Origin of the sequence: Roseibium sp. MMSF_3247, assembly GCF_030733765.1 — a bacterium.
GTDB lineage: Bacteria > Pseudomonadota > Alphaproteobacteria > Rhizobiales > Stappiaceae > Roseibium.
On the sequence record NZ_JASHII010000006.1, the window covers coordinates 229,388 to 247,203 of the forward strand.

Here is a 17,816-nt window from a genome sequence, read left to right on the forward strand (position 1 = left end):
AACTCCTCGCCCCTCGTTTCCGTTGGGGCATCTTGACTTTAACGTCAACACACGTCCAAGACTTCATCAAACTGGCGGCTCACCCGGCCACTGTCCCCATTGTTCTATTTAACAGGAACCGCGCCGATGAATACGGCCATTGACAACCTTCTGCACATTCTCGACCTGGAACCTCTGGAACACAATCTGTTTCGTGGTCGCAGCCCCCAAGTCGGCTGGCAGCGTGTTTTTGGCGGCCAGGTGATAGGCCAGGCGCTGGTTGCCGCCTCGCGCACGGTGGTCGAAGACCGCCATGTTCACTCCTTACATGGGTATTTTTTAAGGCCCGGCGATCCGTCGGTGCCGATCATTTATGAAGTCGACCGGATCCGTGATGGCGGCAGCTTCACCACACGCCGAGTGGTCGCCATTCAGCACGGCCATGCGATTTTCTCCATGTCCGCCTCCTTTCAGGTGCGCGAAGAGGGGCTGGAGTACCAGGCCGATATGCCGGATGTGCCCGGGCCGGACGATCTGCCGAGCGAACAGGAACTGAAAGAAAAATTCCTTGCGTTTGCCCCGGAAAACGTCAAGCGCTACTGGGAGCGCGAACGGCCGATCGAAATGCGCCCGGTCGATATGACCCACTATTTCAGCAAGAAACCGCTGCCAGCCCAGCAATATGTCTGGGTGCGGGCCAGCGATCCCTTGCCGGATGATGAGCGCATTCACCAGTGTGTTTTGGCCTATGCCTCCGACATGACATTGCTCGACACGTCGTTGTTCCCGCACGGCACGTCGGTTTTCAGTCCCAAAATCCAGGCGGCCAGCCTGGATCACGCCATGTGGTTTCATCACCCGTTCCGTGCGGACGAGTGGCTTCTTTACGCGACCGACAGCACCAGTTCCTCAGGCTCGCGCGGCATGAACCGCGGCCTGCTCTACACCCAGGACGGCAAGCTGATCGCCTCGACGGCTCAGGAAGGACTGATCCGACTGCGGAAAAAAGAAGCTGAGTGAAATCGCCCAGTAGGTCGCCGTCCCGACCTTGCTCCGGGACCGGAACCAAAAGACCCCGGCTTAAGGCAGGGGTGGCGCGGAGTGGTCAGCAGCGGCTGAATAACCACTGAAACACCGTCTTGGATGGCAAGTCACCTCACCCAATGGGAGAGGGAGCTCTGCGCTGCCGGCTGAATTTATTGTGTCATGAAGGCTGGAGACTAGCGCGGCGGGCTTGTGAACCCGGACACGGCGAGCGGGTTGTTCAGCATGGCATCACTATCCGGCGTGTCGGGCCGGAGCGCGCCGGAAAAGGCCTCGAACATCTTGCGAACGAACCCTTCAGGCAGATCCTTGGTGATGAACACCATCCGGGTCCGCCGGTCCTCATCCGGCCAGGCGTCCAGCGTTGCCGGTGGGTGGAAGACGTGTTGAACGCCGTGAATGACGACGGGCCGGTCCGGATCCTCGGCAAGCTGCACAACGCCCTTGACCCGCAGGAGCTTTGGGCCGTGCGCCGAACGCAGAAGATCCAGAAACATTTCCAGCGCTGACGCCGACACCGGCCGGTCGGTCGAAAGGGTAAAGGCCCGGATCGCGTCGCTGTGCCGGTTTATGTCATGCGCATGATCATGGCCATGATGGTGGTGCCCATGGGGGTGATCGCCTTCATGGTGATGATGGCCATGAGAATGATCATGGTGGTTTGGCTCATAGGCTTCCGCGTTCAGCCAGTTGGCAACATCCGGGATCTTGGTCTCCGGATTGTAGAGCCCGGCATTGAAAAGCGTTTCCGGGGTCGCTTCACCGGCCTGGCTATCGAGCACCTTCGCGCCCGGGTTCAAAGCAAGAAGCCGGGATTTCAGATCCGATAAGTTCCTCTGGCTCTCCTCACTGTTGAGCAGATCCGTTTTGGTGAGAACGATCCGGTCCGCAACGGCGGCCTGTTTTTTGGCTTCTTCATGCTCATCAAGTGTAGAGAGCCCGTTCACGGCATCCACCAGGGTCACGACACTGTCCAGCCGGTAGCGCATCACCAGATAGGGGTGCAGCATGATCGTGTGAAGGATTGGCGCAGGATCGGCGAGGCCTGTGGTTTCAATCACCACCCGGGTCAGCCGTTCGGTCCGCCCGTTGTCCAGATGGCGCAGCAGATTTTCAAGCGTGGTTACGAGATCGCCGCGGATCGTGCAGCACAAACACCCCGTCGACAACTCGATGATGCCATCGCCTGCCTGATCGACAAACAGATGGTCCAGGCCGATTTCACCGAATTCGTTGATGATCACAGCCGTATCGGCCATGGCCGGATCCTGAAGGATATGGTTCAGGAGCGTTGTCTTTCCTGCACCCAGAAACCCGGTCAGAACGGACACGGGGATCGGCGGCTTGGGACCTTTCGCCGGTTTTTCAGATACGGGGGATGCGTCCGCAACGCTCATACACTTCGCTCCATAGAAACCCGGAGCATACTCTCATTGATGAAATGAGGTGTGGCGGACGTCAAAAAACCGCCTGTGCTCCACAAGGGGCTATGGCTAGCATCTGTGAGGGCGCAGCGTCAAAGCAGAAAGCCTGATGCTTGGAGGTGCCGAGTGATTGGGTTCCCACTAAACAATATCAGCCGGCGTTCAGAACGTGGATCTCGCCGCTCTTTGTCTCGGTATCGTCGTCAGACAGCTCAGCGGCGTCATCGCCGGAAAGATCCATCGGGGTCAGGTCTTGCGCGAGATCTGCTTCTTCCGGCGCACCGTCTTCCATTTCTGTCTCATCGATCACCATCCGGACAGCTTCCGCAGCTTTTCGTAAAGTTGCGATAACGTCTTCGACCGAAGTGCCTTCTTCCAGCTGGTCTGCAGACAATTCTGCAAGGCTCGCAAGGGCGCGGATTGTGGCAGTTGATCTCGGTTCTATCATGCGGTGATCTCTCGATCCTCATCAACACGGCGTTTCTTCGCCTATAGCAGCACCTCTTGTGCTGCAGCTGACGATCCGGCAAGGCAATGACCTCAATTCAGATCGACGCTTACTGCATCGTTAAAGAACAGCGTTAAAAATAAGTTAAGCAAACCAGAGAGTGATCCAGTTCCCGCTGTCAAACCAAGGGGATTTAGTTGGATCGCGACGGACTCGGCGCAGGAACGGGCACCGTGAAATCAAGCCCTTTTCTAAAGATCGAGCCGGGAGCCGTCCGCGACGTATCCACCGCAGATCCAGGTCGTTGCGCTGTCGCCTCAACTTGAGGGATAGATCCGGCACCTGCCTGTGCAGTCTGCGGAGTACCAGTTGTTCCAATGGGTTGGGCTGTCTGCAACTGATTGCGGATCTTGATTTCTGCCAAACGGATCGGATTGGCCGTCGGCAAAGGAATGTCTTCGGCAGGTACCGAAGCACTGACGACCGGTGTGCCTTTCGGATTGCCGAGCCCAACCGGCAACGGCTTGTACGCAACTCGGCGTGGTCCCAAAGTTCGATCGAGGATCTTGGCCCAGTCCGGCTTCCCGTTCGACTTGGTAAAGCTGCTGGTATCGACCTTGGCCTCTTTCGGGTTCTTTTGTTTACCGAAGAACAGCAAGCCGCCGCCGCTTGGCTCATTCTGCATGTCGTAACGGGCCATATACTGCTTGGAACTCAGCTTCTTGTTCCGGCGGCAATATCCGTCGGCCGGCGGATTGCCCGATGAACCACTGAGACTCTTCACATTCTGGCCGCGGCTGCCCTTACGGAATCCTTCATCAAACAACTGCCGGGCAAAGGCTGTCCGCTCAAGACCTGAAGATGCGCCCATGATGATTGCAATGAGCGTTCGCCCCCGGCGCGTCACCGAGGACGCAACATTAAAACCGGAATTGCAGATGTAGCCGGTCTTCATACCGTTGGCGCCCGGAACCCGGAGCAGGAACTCCCGGTTGGCCGAGCGCAAGGTTTTTTTACCGAACCGGATGCCTGGATGTTTGTAAAACTCTCGCGACTCTGGAAAATCCGCGCGCAGAGCCATAGCAAGGATCGCCATATCTCGCGCTGTCGTGACCTGGCGGTTGTCCGGAAGGCCATGCGGATTTGTAAAACGGGTGTTCGTCATTCCCAACCGGCGCGCTTCGGCATTCATCTCTGCAAGAAAGGCGCTTTCTGATCCAGAGACTGCTTCGCCCAGTGCAACAGACACGTCATTGGCCGATTTGATCAGGATGATCTTCAGCGCCGTGTCGATGGTGAATTTCGTACCAACCTTGAAACCCATTTTGCTGGGCGGTTCAGCTGCCGAGTTTTTGGATTGTACAACGGCGGAATCGAGAGCTACCCGTCCTTCGCGGATCGCCTTGAAGGTCACATAGGCCGTCATCATCTTGGTCAGGGATGCCGGATACCATTTGCGGGTCGCGTTTTTCTGGTCCACCACCGCGCCGTTGCGGGCATCCACGAGGATGTATGTGCCGATTTCCGCTCGAGCTGGCGCAGCTATCAGAAACAATCCGAGAGTTGCCGCCAGAATGGGCAGGGCTGATCGACGGCCGAATAAGCTTGCGTACACCGGAAATCCTCGCTGTCTTCCCATGGGCGAACACGACTGCTTCAAATCAAAAGCACCTTAGCGGAAAGTTCCAATTAAAAAACCGGATCATAGACGCAAGAGCAACCCTTGCGATGGAGTCATCCAGCGGCAATCTTTTGAGCACCCGCTTATTTTTTGTGCAACTCAGCTTCCTGATAACAAGAATTATTTCGATTTATCAGCACTTTGAAGGCTAATTGCCGTCAGTATTCTACACGACCCGTCTTGGCCCGGTTGTTGCTACTGTTGGAAACGACAAGATGCCGGTTTCGCCTGACCGTGGACAATCAAACATAGAGCGGGCACGGTAGAAAGAAGAACGAGACGGATCCGAAGCGGGGAGGCTTCCAGGATGTATGATGCTGCAACAGCATCGGAAATAGGAAAAACCGCGCCTGCAATGCAACGGGTGCGTGGTACTGCACGCGTCTCCTTCGCGAATACGGCCGGCCAAACCCGGTTGAAAGATCTCTTCCAAAGCGGCTCCGCGAAAGTCCGGCTCCCCAAGGTCTATGGTGAACCCGCGACGGCCGTCCTGATCAACACAGCTGGCGGCCTCACCGGCGGTGATCGCATGGATTATGACATCGCAATCGGCGCAGATGCTCACGCAATCGTGACAACCCAGACTGCCGAACGGGCTTACCGCAGTCTTGGGACCTCCGCAGAAGTAACAGGTCAGCTGTCTGTTGGTGCGGAAGCTAAGTTGGAATGGTTGCCTCAGGAAACGATTCTGTTTGAAAACTCGAGCGTTTCGCGCCGGATCACTGCAGAGCTTACCGGCTCCGCCCGGCTCCTGATCCTGGAAAGTGTTGTTCTGGGTCGCGCCGCCATGGGCGAACAGCTGACCCGGGTGTTTTTCAAGGACAGCTGGCGGATCCGCCGGGATGGCAAGCTTGTCTTCGCCGACGATCTGCGTCTCAACGGTGACCCAAGCGACTTCTTTTCCGGTCCGGCAACCGGTCAGGGCGCAAAGGCCATGGCAACCCTGTTGGACTGCGCACCTGACGCTGAAGACAGACTGGAAAATGCCCGAAGCTGCCTGGAGGGCGCTTCATCTGGCTCTGTTCCAGCAGCCGCAAGCGCCTGGAACGGGCATCTCATCTTACGCTTTGTTGCCACCGACAGTCGGGCTCTACGACTGTCGTTGATGGCCTTTCTTGAAACCTATCGGTCGGCCCGCCTGCCGCGCGTTTGGTACTGTTAATTCTGGAGGACTTCCGTGAACCTGACACCAAGGGAAAAAGACAAGCTGCTGATATCCATGGCAGCCATGGTAGCCCGCCGGCGGCTTGAGCGCGGCGTCAAGCTGAATCACCCTGAAGCTATTGCCCTGATCACGGATTTTGTCGTCGAAGGAGCCCGTGACGGGCGCAGCGTGGCTGATCTGATGGCTGCAGGCGCCAAGGTTCTTACCCGCGACCAAGTCATGGAAGGGGTCGCGGAAATGATCCACGATGTTCAGGTCGAGGCAACCTTTCCCGACGGCACTAAACTTGTGACGGTTCACGAACCGATCCGCTGAATTGACCAAAGGAGATTTGTTATGACCAGAATTATCACAGCGGCATCTGCCCTGGCACTTTCTGCAGGGTCGGCCTTTGCTCATCCCAGCATTCAGGAACATGCTCACCCGCACACTGATGCGGCCAGCTATTTCACTGTTGAGACTCTCCTCATCTTTGCCGTCGGCCTGTCTATTGGCGCAACGCTCGCCTGGATGAAGCGCAGAAAGGATCTCGACCAATGATCCCGGGAGAAATCTTTGCAGCGGACGGTGAGATAGAGCTGAATGCCGGACTGGAGACGCTGTCGCTGGATGTATCGAACACCGGCGACCGGCCGATCCAGGTGGGCAGCCACTATCATTTCGCAGAAACGAACCCTGGGCTCTCCTTCGACCGAGATGCTGCCATGGGCATGCGCCTCGACATTCCTGCCGGGACAGCTGTGCGGTTTGAACCGGGGCAAACCCGGTCCGTGACCCTGGTTCCATATCGCGGGGACCGCACGGTCTATGGCTTCAATCAGAAAGTCATGGGCAAGCTTGAAGGGTAAGCCAAATGCGTTTCCTTGTTGTCGGTCTGGCAGTTGTTGTTTTTGGTCGAGCATTTGCACCTGCTGTCCAAGCGCAAGATGTTAATTGCAAAGAACCGCAAACGCAGTTGGATATGACCATGTGCGCCAAGAAGGACTGGGAAGCAGCGGATGTGGAGCTGAATGCGGCCTACAAATCAGCCATGGCAGCAATGAAGCGGACAGACAGCTACCTTTCGGGCGACCTCAAAGGAGCCGCCGAAACGCTGAAAGCGGCCCAGCGCGCCTGGATCCCGTTCCGCGACAAGGCCTGTGAGTCCTATGGCTTTCTGGCCCGCGGCGGATCCATGGAGCCGATGCTGGTGTTGCAATGCCAGGCGGATCTGACACGCCAACGCACATCCGAGCTGAAAGACCTGACACAGGGGCTTGGGAATTGATGCGTTTTTGGAGCCAAGCAGTCTTACCAGCCGTCCTCTTGGGCCTTTGCGTGCCCGCCCTTGCCGACGACAAGATTGATTGCGGTTACCCGCTGAACAATTCGGAACGCACATACTGCGCGGAAAAGGCACTGGATCAGGCAAACCAGGATCTGACGGCGGCTTATGAACGCGCACTGGCGAAGATGACGGAGGTCGACGCCTCTCTGCCTGAGCATTTGAAGGGAAGCCCGGTGGCTCTGAAGGCTGCGCAAGAGGCCTGGGCCGATTTCCGCGAGAAGGACTGCACCGCTTACAGTTTTCCCTTCAGAGGCGGCACTCGCGGCGACGAACTCTACCGCAACTGCATGATCGTCATGACCATGCAGCGCATCGATGATTTGAACGCCATGGTCGAGGACTATGGCGGCTGACAGACATTGGTCTGATAGCTGATTGGAGACATGAATGGCTTATAAGATGTCCCGCGCCGCCTATGCGGACATGTTTGGACCGACCACCGGGGACCGGTTGCGACTGGCCGATACCGATCTCATCATCGAGGTGGAGAAGGATTTCACGACCTACGGCGAAGAAGTAAAATTCGGCGGCGGCAAGGTGATCCGTGACGGCATGGGGCAGAGCCAGGCACCGAGGTCCGCAGGCGCGGTCGATACCGTCATCACCAATGCGCTGATTGTTGATCACTGGGGCATCGTGAAAGCCGATGTCGGCCTCAAGGACGGCCGCATCGTCGGCATCGGCAAAGCAGGCAATCCGGATGTCCAGCCGGGCGTCGATATCATCGTCGGACCAGGTACAGAAGCCATTGCCGGGGAAGGCAAGATCCTGACCGCTGGTGCGCTCGATGTTCATATTCATTTCATTTGTCCGCAGCAGATCGATGATGCGCTGATGTCCGGCGTGACCACCATGCTCGGGGGCGGCACGGGACCGGCAACCGGCACCAACGCCACTACTTGCACGCCGGGCCCCTGGCACATAACCCGGATGCTGCAATCGGCCGACAGCTTCCCGATGAACCTTGCCTTTGCCGGGAAAGGCAACGCGTCTTTGCCGGCAGCGCTAGAAGAGCAGATCCTCGCCGGTGCCTCTGCACTTAAACTGCATGAGGACTGGGGCACCACCCCGGCAGCCATCGACACGTGCCTCTCCGTCGCGGACGAATACGATATCCAGGTGATGATCCACACGGACACGCTGAACGAATCCGGCTTCGTCGAAAACACCAAGGCCGCGTTCAAGGACCGCACGATCCACGCCTTCCATACCGAAGGCGCTGGCGGTGGCCATGCCCCGGACATCATCAAGGTCTGCGGCGAAACGAATGTCCTGCCGTCCTCGACCAACCCGACTCGCCCCTATACGGTGAACACGCTGGAAGAGCATCTCGACATGCTCATGGTCTGCCACCACCTCGACAGCTCGATCCCAGAAGATGTCGCCTTTGCCGAAAGCCGGATCCGCAAGGAAACGATTGCGGCGGAAGACATTCTGCATGACATGGGCGCCTTCTCGATCATCGCCTCGGACAGCCAGGCGATGGGCCGGGTTGGCGAGGTGATCATCCGCACCTTGCAGACGGCCCACAAGATGAAGGTCCAGCGCGGCCGTTTGTCCGATGAAGCAGGCGAAAACGACAATTTCCGCGTCAAACGCTACATGTCCAAGATCACCATCAATCCGGCAGTTGCGCACGGTCTTGACGAACACATTGGGTCCATCGAAGTCGGCAAACTCGCAGATCTCGTGCTTTGGGACCCGAAATTTTTCGGCGTTAAACCAGACATGGTCATGAAACTCGGCACGATCGCCGCCGCCCCGATGGGCGATCCGAATGCCTCGATTCCGACACCGCAACCGGTGCATTACAGGCCGATGTTTGGCGCATTCGGCAAGGCCATGACTCAGAGCCGGGTGACGTTCGTCTCCAAGGCCGCCTATGACAACGGCGTCAAGGACAAGGCAGGGCTCGACAGTCTGGTTCTGCCCGTCAAAAATGTGCGCAGCGGCATCTCCAAGAAGTCCATGGTCCTGAACGACGCCACCCCGCACGTTGAGGTCCATCCGGAGACTTATGAAGTGCGTGCCGACGGCGAGTTGCTGACCTGTGAACCGGCGGACGTTTTGCCAATGGCACAGCGCTACTTCCTGTTCTAATCTCCCAAAAAACACGCAAAGGGAGAAACGAATGTACAAGATTGTCGGCTATCCGCAGACCCGGGCTATGCGCGTCATGTGGCTTTTGGAGGAATTGGGAGAACCATATGAAATCGATCCGGCAATGCCCCAATCTGAGGGCATTCGCGAGGTCAATCCGGCCGGAAAGGTGCCAGTGCTCATTGACGGCGATCTGGTGCTCCCGGAATCAATCGCCATCTGCCAATATCTTGCCGACAAGCATGGAAAGTTTACCTTTCCGGCAGGCACCAAAGAGCGCGCCACCCAGGACAGCTTCACCCAACTGGCGGTAGACGTTCTGGAAGGGGCACTCTGGACGGCAGCCAAGAACAGTTTCATTCACCCGAAAGAACTTCGCGTTCCAGAGATCAAGCCTGTCTGCAAGGCGGAATTCGCTGAAGGTTTACGGATCCTCGACGCGCGCATGGGCAAGGGGCCATATGTCATGGGTGAGACTTTCACCGTGCCAGACATCATCATCGGCCATTGCGGCGGATGGGCGGTTACCGCCAAGTTCGACCTGCCAAAGAAAGGCCGCATCTACGACTACTTCAAGGCCCTTCGCAACCGCCCCGGCTACAAGGCCATGATGGCCAAGGTCGTTGCGGCTGCAGCGGCCTAGAGGATCGGGCATTTTGATGAAAACGCCCAAAGCTCATCTAACAGGAAGGACTTCATGATCCGGGTTGCCAGCATCAAACCAGCCGGTAAATGGACCGGCCAATCCGCAGATACGATCACGCTGGATCGCGAAGACCGTCATCGCCGCCGTGCGGCAATGACGGGAGCAAATGGCCTTACTTTTCTTCTGGATGAGGCAAATGCGGTTCATCTTCATCATGGGGACGGCCTCGTTCTGGAAGACGGCCGGATCATCGAAGTGCTGGCGGAGCCGGAAGACCTGGTCGAGATCCTTGCCGAGAACACGGCGCATCTTGTGAAGATCGCCTGGCATCTAGGCAATCGGCACCTGCCGACCCAGCTGATGGGCGACACACTGCGCATAAGGCGGGATCACGTGATTGAGGATATGGTCGAGAAACTCGGCGGCAAGCTGACCGCCTTGAGCGCCCCTTTCGATCCGGAGGGCGGGGCCTATGGTCACGGCCAAACGCATGGCCATAGCCACGATCACGGGCATACGCACTCGCATGGCTGAGTTTATTAAAACCGATTGCTGGGGTGTCATCGCGGCCTCCGAGCCGGGATCCACTCGCATGCCCGCTTGCCGAAGCTCCCGCGATTCTAAACCAGACTCACTGCAAGTGATTGGATCCCCGCTCAAGGCTGGGATGACGGGAGAAGTTGGTGGTTACCAATGACAGGTGCCTTGTCCCAATCTGCGCTTTACCGGCTGCTGACGTTTCTCTCTCCAGCCTTTCCGGTTGGGGCGTTCACCTATTCACATGGGCTGGAACAGGTCATCGACGCCGGCGGTGTCAGTTCCGCCGAAGAGCTACAGAGTTGGCTCAAGGACATACTGACCCATGGTGCCGGTCGAAGCGATGCAATCCTGATGAGCCAGACCTACCGGGCGGCGTTTGCCGGATCACTCGAGGACGTCCGGGAACTGGCAGAGCTTGGCCTCGCGCTCCAGCCTTCAAAGGAACGGCATCTGGAAACATCCGCTCAAGGCTCGGCATTTATTGACACTGTGATTGCGAGCTGGCCGCCGGACTCACAAACCACAGCAGGTGCTGTTTTCAGCAGCCTGACCATTGAAAACAGTCAGACGCGTCTGACCGAGTGGCCCTATCCAGTCGCGTTAGGTCTGATCTGCGCAGCCCATGAGCTGCCGGAAGACGCAAGCCTGACGGCCTTTCTCCACTCCATTACGGCCAATCTCATCTCGGCGGCTGTCCGCGCTGTGCCGCTTGGGCAAAACGAGGGCCAACGGGTGCTGGCCGCACTGGAACCAGTCATCTCGGAAGTGGCTGACGATGCGATGTGCGCCGGTCTTGACGACCTTGGCACCTCCACCTTTCTCGCCGACATCGCCTCCATGGCGCATGAAACACAATATTCGAGGTTGTTCCGCTCATGAAATCTCAAAACGGTCCCTTGCGCGTCGGCATCGGTGGCCCAGTCGGCGCCGGCAAGACAACGCTGACGGACAAACTGTGCAAGGCCATGCGTGAGCGCTATTCACTCGCGGTCATCACCAACGACATTTACACCAGCGAAGATGCCGAAGCGCTGATGCGGTCACAGGCGCTCACCAGCGACCGGATCCGCGGCGTGGAAACCGGCGGCTGCCCGCATACGGCCATCCGGGAAGACGCCTCGATCAATCTGGCGGCGGTCAAGGATCTCAATGACAAGATCCCTGATCTCGATCTGATCCTGATTGAATCGGGAGGCGATAATCTGGCGGCCACTTTTTCACCGGAGCTTGCAGACCTGACGATCTATGTCATCGATGTAGCAGCAGGTGAGGAAATTCCTCGAAAAGGCGGTCCCGGCATCACCCGCTCGGACCTGTTGGTTATCAACAAAACGGATTTGGCCCCCTATGTCGGCGCAGATCTAAACGTGATGGACCGGGACGCGGCCAAAATGCGCAAGGCCCGACCGTTTGTTTTCGCCAACATGCGAGCCGGAGATGGTATAGAAAAGATCGTGGAGTTCATCGTCGAAAAGGGCGGTCTTTAGGTGTGACACCGGCAGAAACTATTCAGCTTTGCGCAAGAAATAATGCGCTTTGGTGCGATGCCGTCCTGAGAGCTGCCGGCGCAAAAACAGATTTTCACCATGGCTACTGGCACGCCTCTGGCAAACAAATTCCCCTGTTTCCAAACATCGTCACATTAACCGCAGAGCACGGTGCAGATCTATCTGCTGCGCTTGCCGCACTCCCCTCCAAAGCAGCGGTGAAGGACAGTTTCGATTGCCTCGATCTCCGCACGTCCGGTTTTGAGAAACTTCTGACCGGCACCTGGCTGTTCCGGTCACAGGAAGGCACACGAAAACCTGCTTCGCCGCCGGACTGGCAAAAAGCACAGACCTCAGAGGCGCTCGGTAAATGGCTTACGGCGTGGAATAGGAGCGAAAATCTTCATAAGCTTTTTCCGCCAAAACTGCTGGAGTTTCCGGACATTGATTTTGTATCCATCCGGAGGGACGACAAAATTCAGGGCGGCGCGGTCCTGAATTACGGCCCATCTCACGCAGGCAAGGATGTTGTTGGTGTTTCCAACATCTTCCATCGCAAAAGCTGGCTTTATGGAGCCCTCCATGCGCTCATCGAGCCGTTCCCGCATCGACCAGTTTGCACATATGAAACCGACATAGAGCTGTTGCCCGTCTATCGCCAGATCGGTTTTGAGAATGTCGGAACCCTAACGGTCTGGCAAAAGCTTTGATTCTGGCTTCAGATGCCTCGCATTTTTGACAGGTCCTTTTCTAGCCAGTGCGCTTGATCTCCGGCCTTATTGATTTCATTGTCCGTCCGAAAAGAGCGCACCGCAGTGCTTTAGGGAGAGTCCAAACATGATGTTCGACGGGATCAATTTGCTGGCAGCCGGAGGCGCAGCAATTGCCTCATTTATCGTCGGCGCGATCTGGTACGGTGTTCTTGGAAAAGCCTGGATGAAAGCCGCTGGTTTAACCGAAGAACAGACACGGCCGAACCCAGTCACGATGATTATTGCCTTTTTGTGCCAAGTGGTTATGGCCATCGTTTTTGCCGGGATCATTTATCACACCGGCGAAGTGACGGTCCGTGCAGGCATCATCTCGGCCATCATGGTCTGGATCGGGATCGTGATGACAACCCAAATCATCAACCACCGCTTTCAGAGCCAGCCGTGGGCTCTGACTGCAATTGACGGCGGTCACTGGCTCTTGGTTCTGCTGGTCCAGGCAATCGTCATCGGGCTGCTATCGCCCTTTGTCATTGCCTGACGCAAGCGTAAATCCTTACGTATTTGAACGCACTAGACCAATGTCGCGCCTACGAAAGTACGAAAGTTAAGTTATGGACGCTGGGGAAGGCCATACGCATAATGGCCACCGGCAAATAAGACTGGCGGGAGGAGAGCAAATGCGACCGCCGGTTCAAATCGGGGTTTCTGGGAGGTCCTAAATGTCCGCATCTGTTTTTCCCGTTCCAGCGGAAGTAGCCGCACGGGCGCATGTCGATAACGCGAAATATCTGGAAATGTATCAGCAGTCGGTGAGCGACCCGGATGGCTTCTGGGGCGAACATGGCAAGCGTGTCGACTGGATCAAGCCTTTCACCAAGGTAAAGAACACCTCTTACGACTACCACAATGTCTCGATCAAATGGTTTGAAGACGGCACATTGAACGTCTCTGCCAACTGCATCGACCGCCACCTGGCAACGCGCGGCGATCAGCCTGCGATCATCTGGGAAGGTGACGACCCGTCCGAAAGCAAGGTGATCACCTATAAGGAGCTGCACCACGAGGTGAACAAGTTCGCCAACGTGTTGCATGCCCAGGGCGTGAAGAAAGGCGATCGTGTCACGATCTACCTGCCGATGATCCCGGAAGCGGCTTATGCGATGCTGGCCTGTTCCCGGATCGGCGCAATCCACTCCATCGTTTTCGGCGGGTTTTCTCCGGACAGCCTCGCCCAGCGCATCGAAAGCTGCAAGAGCAACTGCGTGATCACGGCCGATGAAGGCCTGCGCGGCGGCCGCAAGGTTCCACTGAAGCTGAATGTCGACAAGGCCGCGGAAAAGGCGCCGGTCAACAGCGTCATCGTCGTCAAACGCACCGGCGGCGACATTTCCATGCAGGACGGCCGGGACGTCTGGTACCACGACGAAGCAGACCGCGTGTCCGACCATTGCGATCCGGTTGAAATGAATGCGGAAGATCCGCTCTTCATCCTCTACACGTCCGGATCCACGGGCCAACCCAAGGGTGTGGTCCACACAACCGGCGGATATCTCGTCTACGCCTCAATGACCCACCAGTATGTCTTCGACTATCAGGATGGCGACATCTACTGGTGTACGGCGGATGTGGGCTGGGTTACCGGACACAGCTACATCGTCTATGGTCCGCTCGCCAACGGCGCGACCACGCTGATGTTCGAAGGCGTGCCGACCTATCCGGATGCCGGCCGTTTCTGGCAGGTGTGCGAGAAGCACAAGGTCAACATTTTCTACACAGCCCCAACCGCAATCCGCGCCCTGATGGGGGCTGGCGATGATTTCGTCAACAAGTCGGATCTGTCTACGCTGCGCCTGCTCGGCTCGGTCGGTGAGCCGATCAACCCGGAAGCCTGGAACTGGTATTACAACGTCGTCGGCAAGCAGAACTGCCCAATTGTAGACACCTGGTGGCAGACGGAGACCGGCGGCATCCTGATCACACCGCTCCCGGGCGCGACCGACCTGAAGCCAGGCTCTGCGACTCGTCCATTCTTCGGCGTGCAGCCGGCCGTCGTCGATGCGGAAGGCAACTTCCTGGAAGGGGCGACAGAAGGCAATCTGGTCATCACCGACAGCTGGCCGGGCCAGATGCGCACGGTTTACGGCGACCATGATCGTTTCGTGCAGACGTATTTTGCCACATACAAAGGCCTCTACTTCACCGGTGACGGCTGCCGCCGGGACGAAGACGGCTACTACTGGATCACCGGCCGCGTCGATGACGTGATCAATGTTTCCGGCCACCGCATGGGAACGGCGGAAGTCGAAAGCGCGCTGGTCGCCCACGAGAAGGTCTCAGAGGCCGCCGTGGTCGGCTATCCGCATGACATCAAGGGGCAGGGCATTTATGCCTATGTCACGCTGATGGAAGGTGAAGAACCAACGGATGAGCTGAAAAAAGAACTCGTCAAACATGTCCGGGCAGAAATCGGCCCCATCGCCTCACCGGACCTCATCCAGTTCTCACCCGGCCTGCCGAAGACGCGCTCTGGCAAGATCATGCGCCGCATCCTGCGCAAGATCGCCGAGGACAGCTTCGACAATCTCGGCGACACCTCGACACTGGCAGATCCAGCCGTGGTCGACGACCTGATCGACAACCGCCAGAATCGGGCGTAAACGCGTTCAGTCCGGTACCCTGAAAACACAAAAGGCCCGTTCAACGACGGGCCTTTTCTTATCCGGAAGTCGGATCTTTACTGAGATAGATAGATCTGCTGAATCCGTTTGGCGATGTTGGAAAACGCTTGGATCAAGCCGTCAGAGGATGTGGCCTGATAGTAGTTACCGGTGCTGGCACATGAAGACATATTGCGGGCGCCCGCGGATGAGTTGTCAGTACCAAAGTAGACCCCAAAAATTTCTATACCTGCATCTTTCATAGCCTGGCAAAGAGCCCGCGATCGGGTGGATGATGTGTTGCTGTAGGACTCAGATTCACCGCGCTCTCGCCAGTCGTTTACAGCCACATCTTGCCATTCACGCCAACAGTAGCCGTTCCGACACACTCGAACACGCTGACGCTCTGTCTCTACATACTCATAGTAACGGTTGTTATCACCGTCAGTCATGATGATAGCGAACTTCAAAACGTCGTCATTGGTATAGGGTTCCGGCGCGCTGTCTGCAGGCCAAAGACTTGCGTAATTTGGTGACAGACTGTTCCAACCCCACACAATTCCTGTTTGCCCGGCTGTACCACCCCGAGTGTTCAGGGCGCGAATGGCCGTAATCAGATCATCACGATCTTCAGTGAGCGGAACAAATATAGACGTTGAAGAACAGTTCCCCGTCCCACCACCGTAAAACGACTCTAGCGCAGGAGGGTTTGCTGAATCATAGTCGTAAACTGTGTCAGTAAACATGACTTCATTACTATCGTAATTCTGTCTTTCGCTCACACAGTTTCCACTAACGCTGTGATAGTCTCCACCCTTTACCTTATTTGCATACGTACCAAGATTAACTCCTTGGCTATAAGGCACTAATGAAATACGGACCTTTGCATCTGATTCTGGGGCGTCTGCAGGGATAAGAATATCAACAAGCTCTTCGGCAGCTTCTCTCAGAGAGACTATCCGAATTGTACTAGTGTTCCCGATCGTCCAGCCCATGGAGCCTGTGACATCCACCACAAGAGATAGTTCGACATCAAAACGCGAATAGTTCACCTGCGCATTGGTTCCGAAATTAAATACTTCAGGACCAAGGCCGTCTTTTCCAAAGCCAGGTATATTCAAAAAATAGTTGGTCAGACCCGCAGAAGACGACACCGTCACAGTTCCTGCGTCGCTATCAACAACGAAATTCAAGTTTTCAATTGCCTGATCCAGAAACTCAGCTTCTCCAAGATTTGCGCGGAAAGAGTTTTCGATGCGGGTCTTGATTTGTGCATCGGAGAGAGCAGACGTGGAGAGATCCGTTGCGACAGAAAGCGCAGCAGCATCAATCGCATAGGCAAGCTTTTCCCGTGCATTCACAGCCCGAGAGATGTCGATCGCAGCGCCGCCAATGACAACAAGCACGAGCACCAATGCGCCAAAAATCGGCAGGATAGATCCATCTTGATTTCGGTTAAGTTTTGAAATCAGGGCTTTTATCATTTAGCCACGCAATCCCGTTTCTACGAATGCCCTTCAGGCACGTTACGGAATAGCTACTAAAGAAAAGTACCTAAACAATTAAAATGCTACTCGAATTTTTGAAGTATTTACGCTTTTTTCACGAATTAAACTGCCACCAAAAGTCAAGTCGCTGTTCTGATTTGCCACGCCAAACGATGATCTAGGCCTGAAAGCATGGGTGATTTAGGGGAAGTACGCACCTTACCCCTTCCCGACACATAGAAGTCATTCAATGATCGCCGGCAGAAAATTCTGAGATAGCCCTATGGGTCCAGCTCTGTATCCCAATAGAGGAAGTCCATCCAGCTTTCGTGCAGATAGTTTGGCGGGAAGCCGCGGCCGTTGTTATGCAGATCCTGGATGGTCGGGCGGAACGGCATGTGCATGGGCCACATGTTGAGCTGTTCACAGGACTTGTTGGATTTACGCAAGTTGCAGGGGGAACAAGCAGTGATCACGTTTTCCCAGGTTGTCAGGCCCCCTTTGGAGCGCGGGATCAGGTGATCGAAGGTGAGTTCCTCTTTGCTGCCGCAATACTGGCACTGGAACTTGTCGCGAAGGAATACGTTGAAGCGGGTAAAGGCGGGGTGCCGGCTGGGTTTGACGAAGGTTTTTAGGGAGACGACGCTGGGGAGTTTGAATTCGAAGCTCGGACTTCGGACCGCTGCGTCGTATTCCGCAACGATGTTCACCCGGTCCAGAAACACAGCCTTGATGGTGTCCTGCCAACTCCACAAGGACAAGGGGTAGTAGCTCAAAGGCCGGTAATCCGCATTGAGCACCAACGCCGGATGAGCTCCCGGCGATACCGCTATCGTCACCTTCCACTCCTTACGCTTCATCAGAACGTCTGGTGTCCAGTCAAGCGGACAGCAGGTTATGTCCCTTTGCGATGGGAGTATTGTAGTGCCGAGGTGACAGTCTTGTGAAGACCAATGATTTCATTTCTTCACCCTGCCGGGCGGTGTCGAAAACTCGGCAGATAAATACGACAACTTTCTGAATCACTTAGCGAAATGCAGATGAATTCACTGAGCCACGACAGTTTTTCTTGCAAAGAAAAAGGGGCGCTTTGACGCGCCCCCTAACATTTTCTTAAA

The 17,816-nt window shown here is 56.3% G+C and carries 20 protein-coding genes; 15 read left to right on the forward strand and 5 right to left on the reverse strand.

The annotated features are described in order from the left end of the window. The first annotated feature begins 126 nt into the window (after nucleotides 1-126). On the forward strand, nucleotides 127-999 hold the full coding sequence (gene tesB / locus RBB44_RS19880; protein WP_306149191.1) for an acyl-CoA thioesterase II: 873 nt from the start codon (nucleotides 127-129) through the stop codon (nucleotides 997-999). 200 nt (nucleotides 1,000-1,199) lie between these two features. On the opposite strand, the gene RBB44_RS19885 is transcribed toward tesB, so the two are convergent. The 3 genes from RBB44_RS19885 to RBB44_RS19895 form a co-directional block, all read right to left on the reverse strand. Next, on the reverse strand, nucleotides 1,200-2,420 hold the full coding sequence (locus RBB44_RS19885; RefSeq protein WP_306149190.1) for a GTP-binding protein: 1,221 nt from the start codon (nucleotides 2,418-2,420) through the stop codon (nucleotides 1,200-1,202). 178 nt (nucleotides 2,421-2,598) lie between these two features. Continuing rightward, nucleotides 2,599-2,895, reverse strand: a complete 297-nt coding sequence (locus RBB44_RS19890) for a hypothetical protein (protein WP_133952762.1) — start codon at nucleotides 2,893-2,895, stop codon at nucleotides 2,599-2,601. A gap of 193 nt (nucleotides 2,896-3,088) precedes the next feature. Further along, complete coding sequence (locus tag RBB44_RS19895; protein ID WP_306149189.1) at nucleotides 3,089-4,510, reverse strand: D-alanyl-D-alanine carboxypeptidase family protein; 1,422 nt, start codon at nucleotides 4,508-4,510, stop codon at nucleotides 3,089-3,091. Between the two features lie 373 nt (nucleotides 4,511-4,883). Between RBB44_RS19895 and RBB44_RS19900 the strand changes: the two genes are divergently transcribed. From RBB44_RS19900 to acs, 14 genes are all read left to right on the forward strand, one after another. Beyond that, nucleotides 4,884-5,738, forward strand: a complete 855-nt coding sequence (locus RBB44_RS19900; protein WP_306149188.1) for an urease accessory protein UreD — start codon at nucleotides 4,884-4,886, stop codon at nucleotides 5,736-5,738. 15 nt (nucleotides 5,739-5,753) lie between these two features. Beyond that, on the forward strand, nucleotides 5,754-6,056 hold the full coding sequence (locus tag RBB44_RS19905) for an urease subunit gamma (protein WP_209176452.1): 303 nt from the start codon (nucleotides 5,754-5,756) through the stop codon (nucleotides 6,054-6,056). 21 nt (nucleotides 6,057-6,077) lie between these two features. Beyond that, nucleotides 6,078-6,281, forward strand: a complete 204-nt coding sequence (locus RBB44_RS19910; protein ID WP_306149187.1) for a hypothetical protein — start codon at nucleotides 6,078-6,080, stop codon at nucleotides 6,279-6,281. Next, nucleotides 6,278-6,589, forward strand: coding sequence for an urease subunit beta (locus RBB44_RS19915; protein ID WP_306149186.1), 312 nt, complete (start codon nucleotides 6,278-6,280; stop codon nucleotides 6,587-6,589). The genes RBB44_RS19910 and RBB44_RS19915 overlap by 4 nt, the downstream gene beginning before the upstream one ends. A gap of 5 nt (nucleotides 6,590-6,594) precedes the next feature. Beyond that, nucleotides 6,595-7,008 (forward strand): lysozyme inhibitor LprI family protein, encoded by a 414-nt coding sequence (locus RBB44_RS19920; protein WP_306149185.1) that lies wholly within the window; start codon nucleotides 6,595-6,597, stop codon nucleotides 7,006-7,008. 50 nt (nucleotides 7,009-7,058) lie between these two features. Then, nucleotides 7,059-7,421 (forward strand): lysozyme inhibitor LprI family protein, encoded by a 363-nt coding sequence (locus tag RBB44_RS19925; protein WP_306149184.1) that lies wholly within the window; start codon nucleotides 7,059-7,061, stop codon nucleotides 7,419-7,421. A 34-nt stretch (nucleotides 7,422-7,455) separates the two neighbouring features. Then, nucleotides 7,456-9,168: an urease subunit alpha gene (gene ureC / locus RBB44_RS19930; protein ID WP_306149183.1), complete on the forward strand. Its 1,713-nt coding sequence runs from the start codon at nucleotides 7,456-7,458 to the stop codon at nucleotides 9,166-9,168. 31 nt (nucleotides 9,169-9,199) lie between these two features. Continuing rightward, on the forward strand, nucleotides 9,200-9,811 hold the full coding sequence (locus tag RBB44_RS19935; RefSeq protein ID WP_306149182.1) for a glutathione S-transferase family protein: 612 nt from the start codon (nucleotides 9,200-9,202) through the stop codon (nucleotides 9,809-9,811). Nucleotides 9,812-9,865: 54 nt separating this feature from the next. After that, nucleotides 9,866-10,348: an urease accessory protein UreE gene (locus RBB44_RS19940; RefSeq protein WP_306149181.1), complete on the forward strand. Its 483-nt coding sequence runs from the start codon at nucleotides 9,866-9,868 to the stop codon at nucleotides 10,346-10,348. Between the two features lie 159 nt (nucleotides 10,349-10,507). Further along, a complete protein-coding gene (locus RBB44_RS19945; RefSeq protein ID WP_306149180.1) occupies nucleotides 10,508-11,233 on the forward strand; it encodes an urease accessory protein UreF in 726 nt (241 codons plus the stop codon). Further along, nucleotides 11,230-11,841, forward strand: coding sequence for an urease accessory protein UreG (gene ureG, locus RBB44_RS19950; protein ID WP_209176462.1), 612 nt, complete (start codon nucleotides 11,230-11,232; stop codon nucleotides 11,839-11,841). The genes RBB44_RS19945 and ureG overlap by 4 nt, the downstream gene beginning before the upstream one ends. Nucleotides 11,842-11,843: 2 nt before the next feature. Next, on the forward strand, nucleotides 11,844-12,551 hold the full coding sequence (locus RBB44_RS19955; RefSeq protein ID WP_306149179.1) for a hypothetical protein: 708 nt from the start codon (nucleotides 11,844-11,846) through the stop codon (nucleotides 12,549-12,551). Nucleotides 12,552-12,678: 127 nt separating this feature from the next. Then, a complete protein-coding gene (locus RBB44_RS19960; protein ID WP_306149178.1) occupies nucleotides 12,679-13,092 on the forward strand; it encodes a DUF1761 domain-containing protein in 414 nt (137 codons plus the stop codon). A 181-nt stretch (nucleotides 13,093-13,273) separates the two neighbouring features. Next, on the forward strand, nucleotides 13,274-15,211 hold the full coding sequence (gene acs / locus RBB44_RS19965; RefSeq protein WP_306149177.1) for an acetate--CoA ligase: 1,938 nt from the start codon (nucleotides 13,274-13,276) through the stop codon (nucleotides 15,209-15,211). A 77-nt stretch (nucleotides 15,212-15,288) separates the two neighbouring features. Here the strand turns inward: acs and RBB44_RS19970 are convergent, their stop codons facing one another. Both RBB44_RS19970 and RBB44_RS19975 read right to left on the reverse strand, forming a co-directional pair. Further along, nucleotides 15,289-16,695, reverse strand: coding sequence for a TadE/TadG family type IV pilus assembly protein (locus RBB44_RS19970; protein WP_306149176.1), 1,407 nt, complete (start codon nucleotides 16,693-16,695; stop codon nucleotides 15,289-15,291). 284 nt (nucleotides 16,696-16,979) lie between these two features. After that, complete coding sequence (locus tag RBB44_RS19975; protein ID WP_040452667.1) at nucleotides 16,980-17,537, reverse strand: HNH endonuclease; 558 nt, start codon at nucleotides 17,535-17,537, stop codon at nucleotides 16,980-16,982. Between the last annotated feature and the right edge of the window lie 279 nt (nucleotides 17,538-17,816).

What these genes read in the sequence shown, in the direction of transcription:
- RBB44_RS19920 (WP_306149185.1), top strand. Translation starts at nt 6,595, where the DNA reads ATGCGTTTCCTTGTTGTCGGTCTGGCAGTTGTTGTTTTTGGTCGAGCA.
- ureC (WP_306149183.1), top strand. Translation starts at nt 7,456, where the DNA reads ATGGCTTATAAGATGTCCCGCGCCGCCTATGCGGACATGTTTGGACCG.
- RBB44_RS19940 (WP_306149181.1), top strand. Translation starts at nt 9,866, where the DNA reads ATGATCCGGGTTGCCAGCATCAAACCAGCCGGTAAATGGACCGGCCAA.
- RBB44_RS19915 (WP_306149186.1), top strand. Translation starts at nt 6,278, where the DNA reads ATGATCCCGGGAGAAATCTTTGCAGCGGACGGTGAGATAGAGCTGAAT.
- RBB44_RS19900 (WP_306149188.1), top strand. Translation starts at nt 4,884, where the DNA reads ATGTATGATGCTGCAACAGCATCGGAAATAGGAAAAACCGCGCCTGCA.
- RBB44_RS19970 (WP_306149176.1), bottom strand. Translation starts at nt 16,695, where the DNA reads ATGATAAAAGCCCTGATTTCAAAACTTAACCGAAATCAAGATGGATCT.
- RBB44_RS19935 (WP_306149182.1), top strand. Translation starts at nt 9,200, where the DNA reads ATGTACAAGATTGTCGGCTATCCGCAGACCCGGGCTATGCGCGTCATG.
- ureG (WP_209176462.1), top strand. Translation starts at nt 11,230, where the DNA reads ATGAAATCTCAAAACGGTCCCTTGCGCGTCGGCATCGGTGGCCCAGTC.
- acs (WP_306149177.1), top strand. Translation starts at nt 13,274, where the DNA reads ATGTCCGCATCTGTTTTTCCCGTTCCAGCGGAAGTAGCCGCACGGGCG.
- RBB44_RS19945 (WP_306149180.1), top strand. Translation starts at nt 10,508, where the DNA reads ATGACAGGTGCCTTGTCCCAATCTGCGCTTTACCGGCTGCTGACGTTT.
- RBB44_RS19885 (WP_306149190.1), bottom strand. Translation starts at nt 2,420, where the DNA reads ATGAGCGTTGCGGACGCATCCCCCGTATCTGAAAAACCGGCGAAAGGT.
- RBB44_RS19910 (WP_306149187.1), top strand. Translation starts at nt 6,078, where the DNA reads ATGACCAGAATTATCACAGCGGCATCTGCCCTGGCACTTTCTGCAGGG.
- RBB44_RS19960 (WP_306149178.1), top strand. Translation starts at nt 12,679, where the DNA reads ATGATGTTCGACGGGATCAATTTGCTGGCAGCCGGAGGCGCAGCAATT.
- tesB (WP_306149191.1), top strand. Translation starts at nt 127, where the DNA reads ATGAATACGGCCATTGACAACCTTCTGCACATTCTCGACCTGGAACCT.
- RBB44_RS19890 (WP_133952762.1), bottom strand. Translation starts at nt 2,895, where the DNA reads ATGATAGAACCGAGATCAACTGCCACAATCCGCGCCCTTGCGAGCCTT.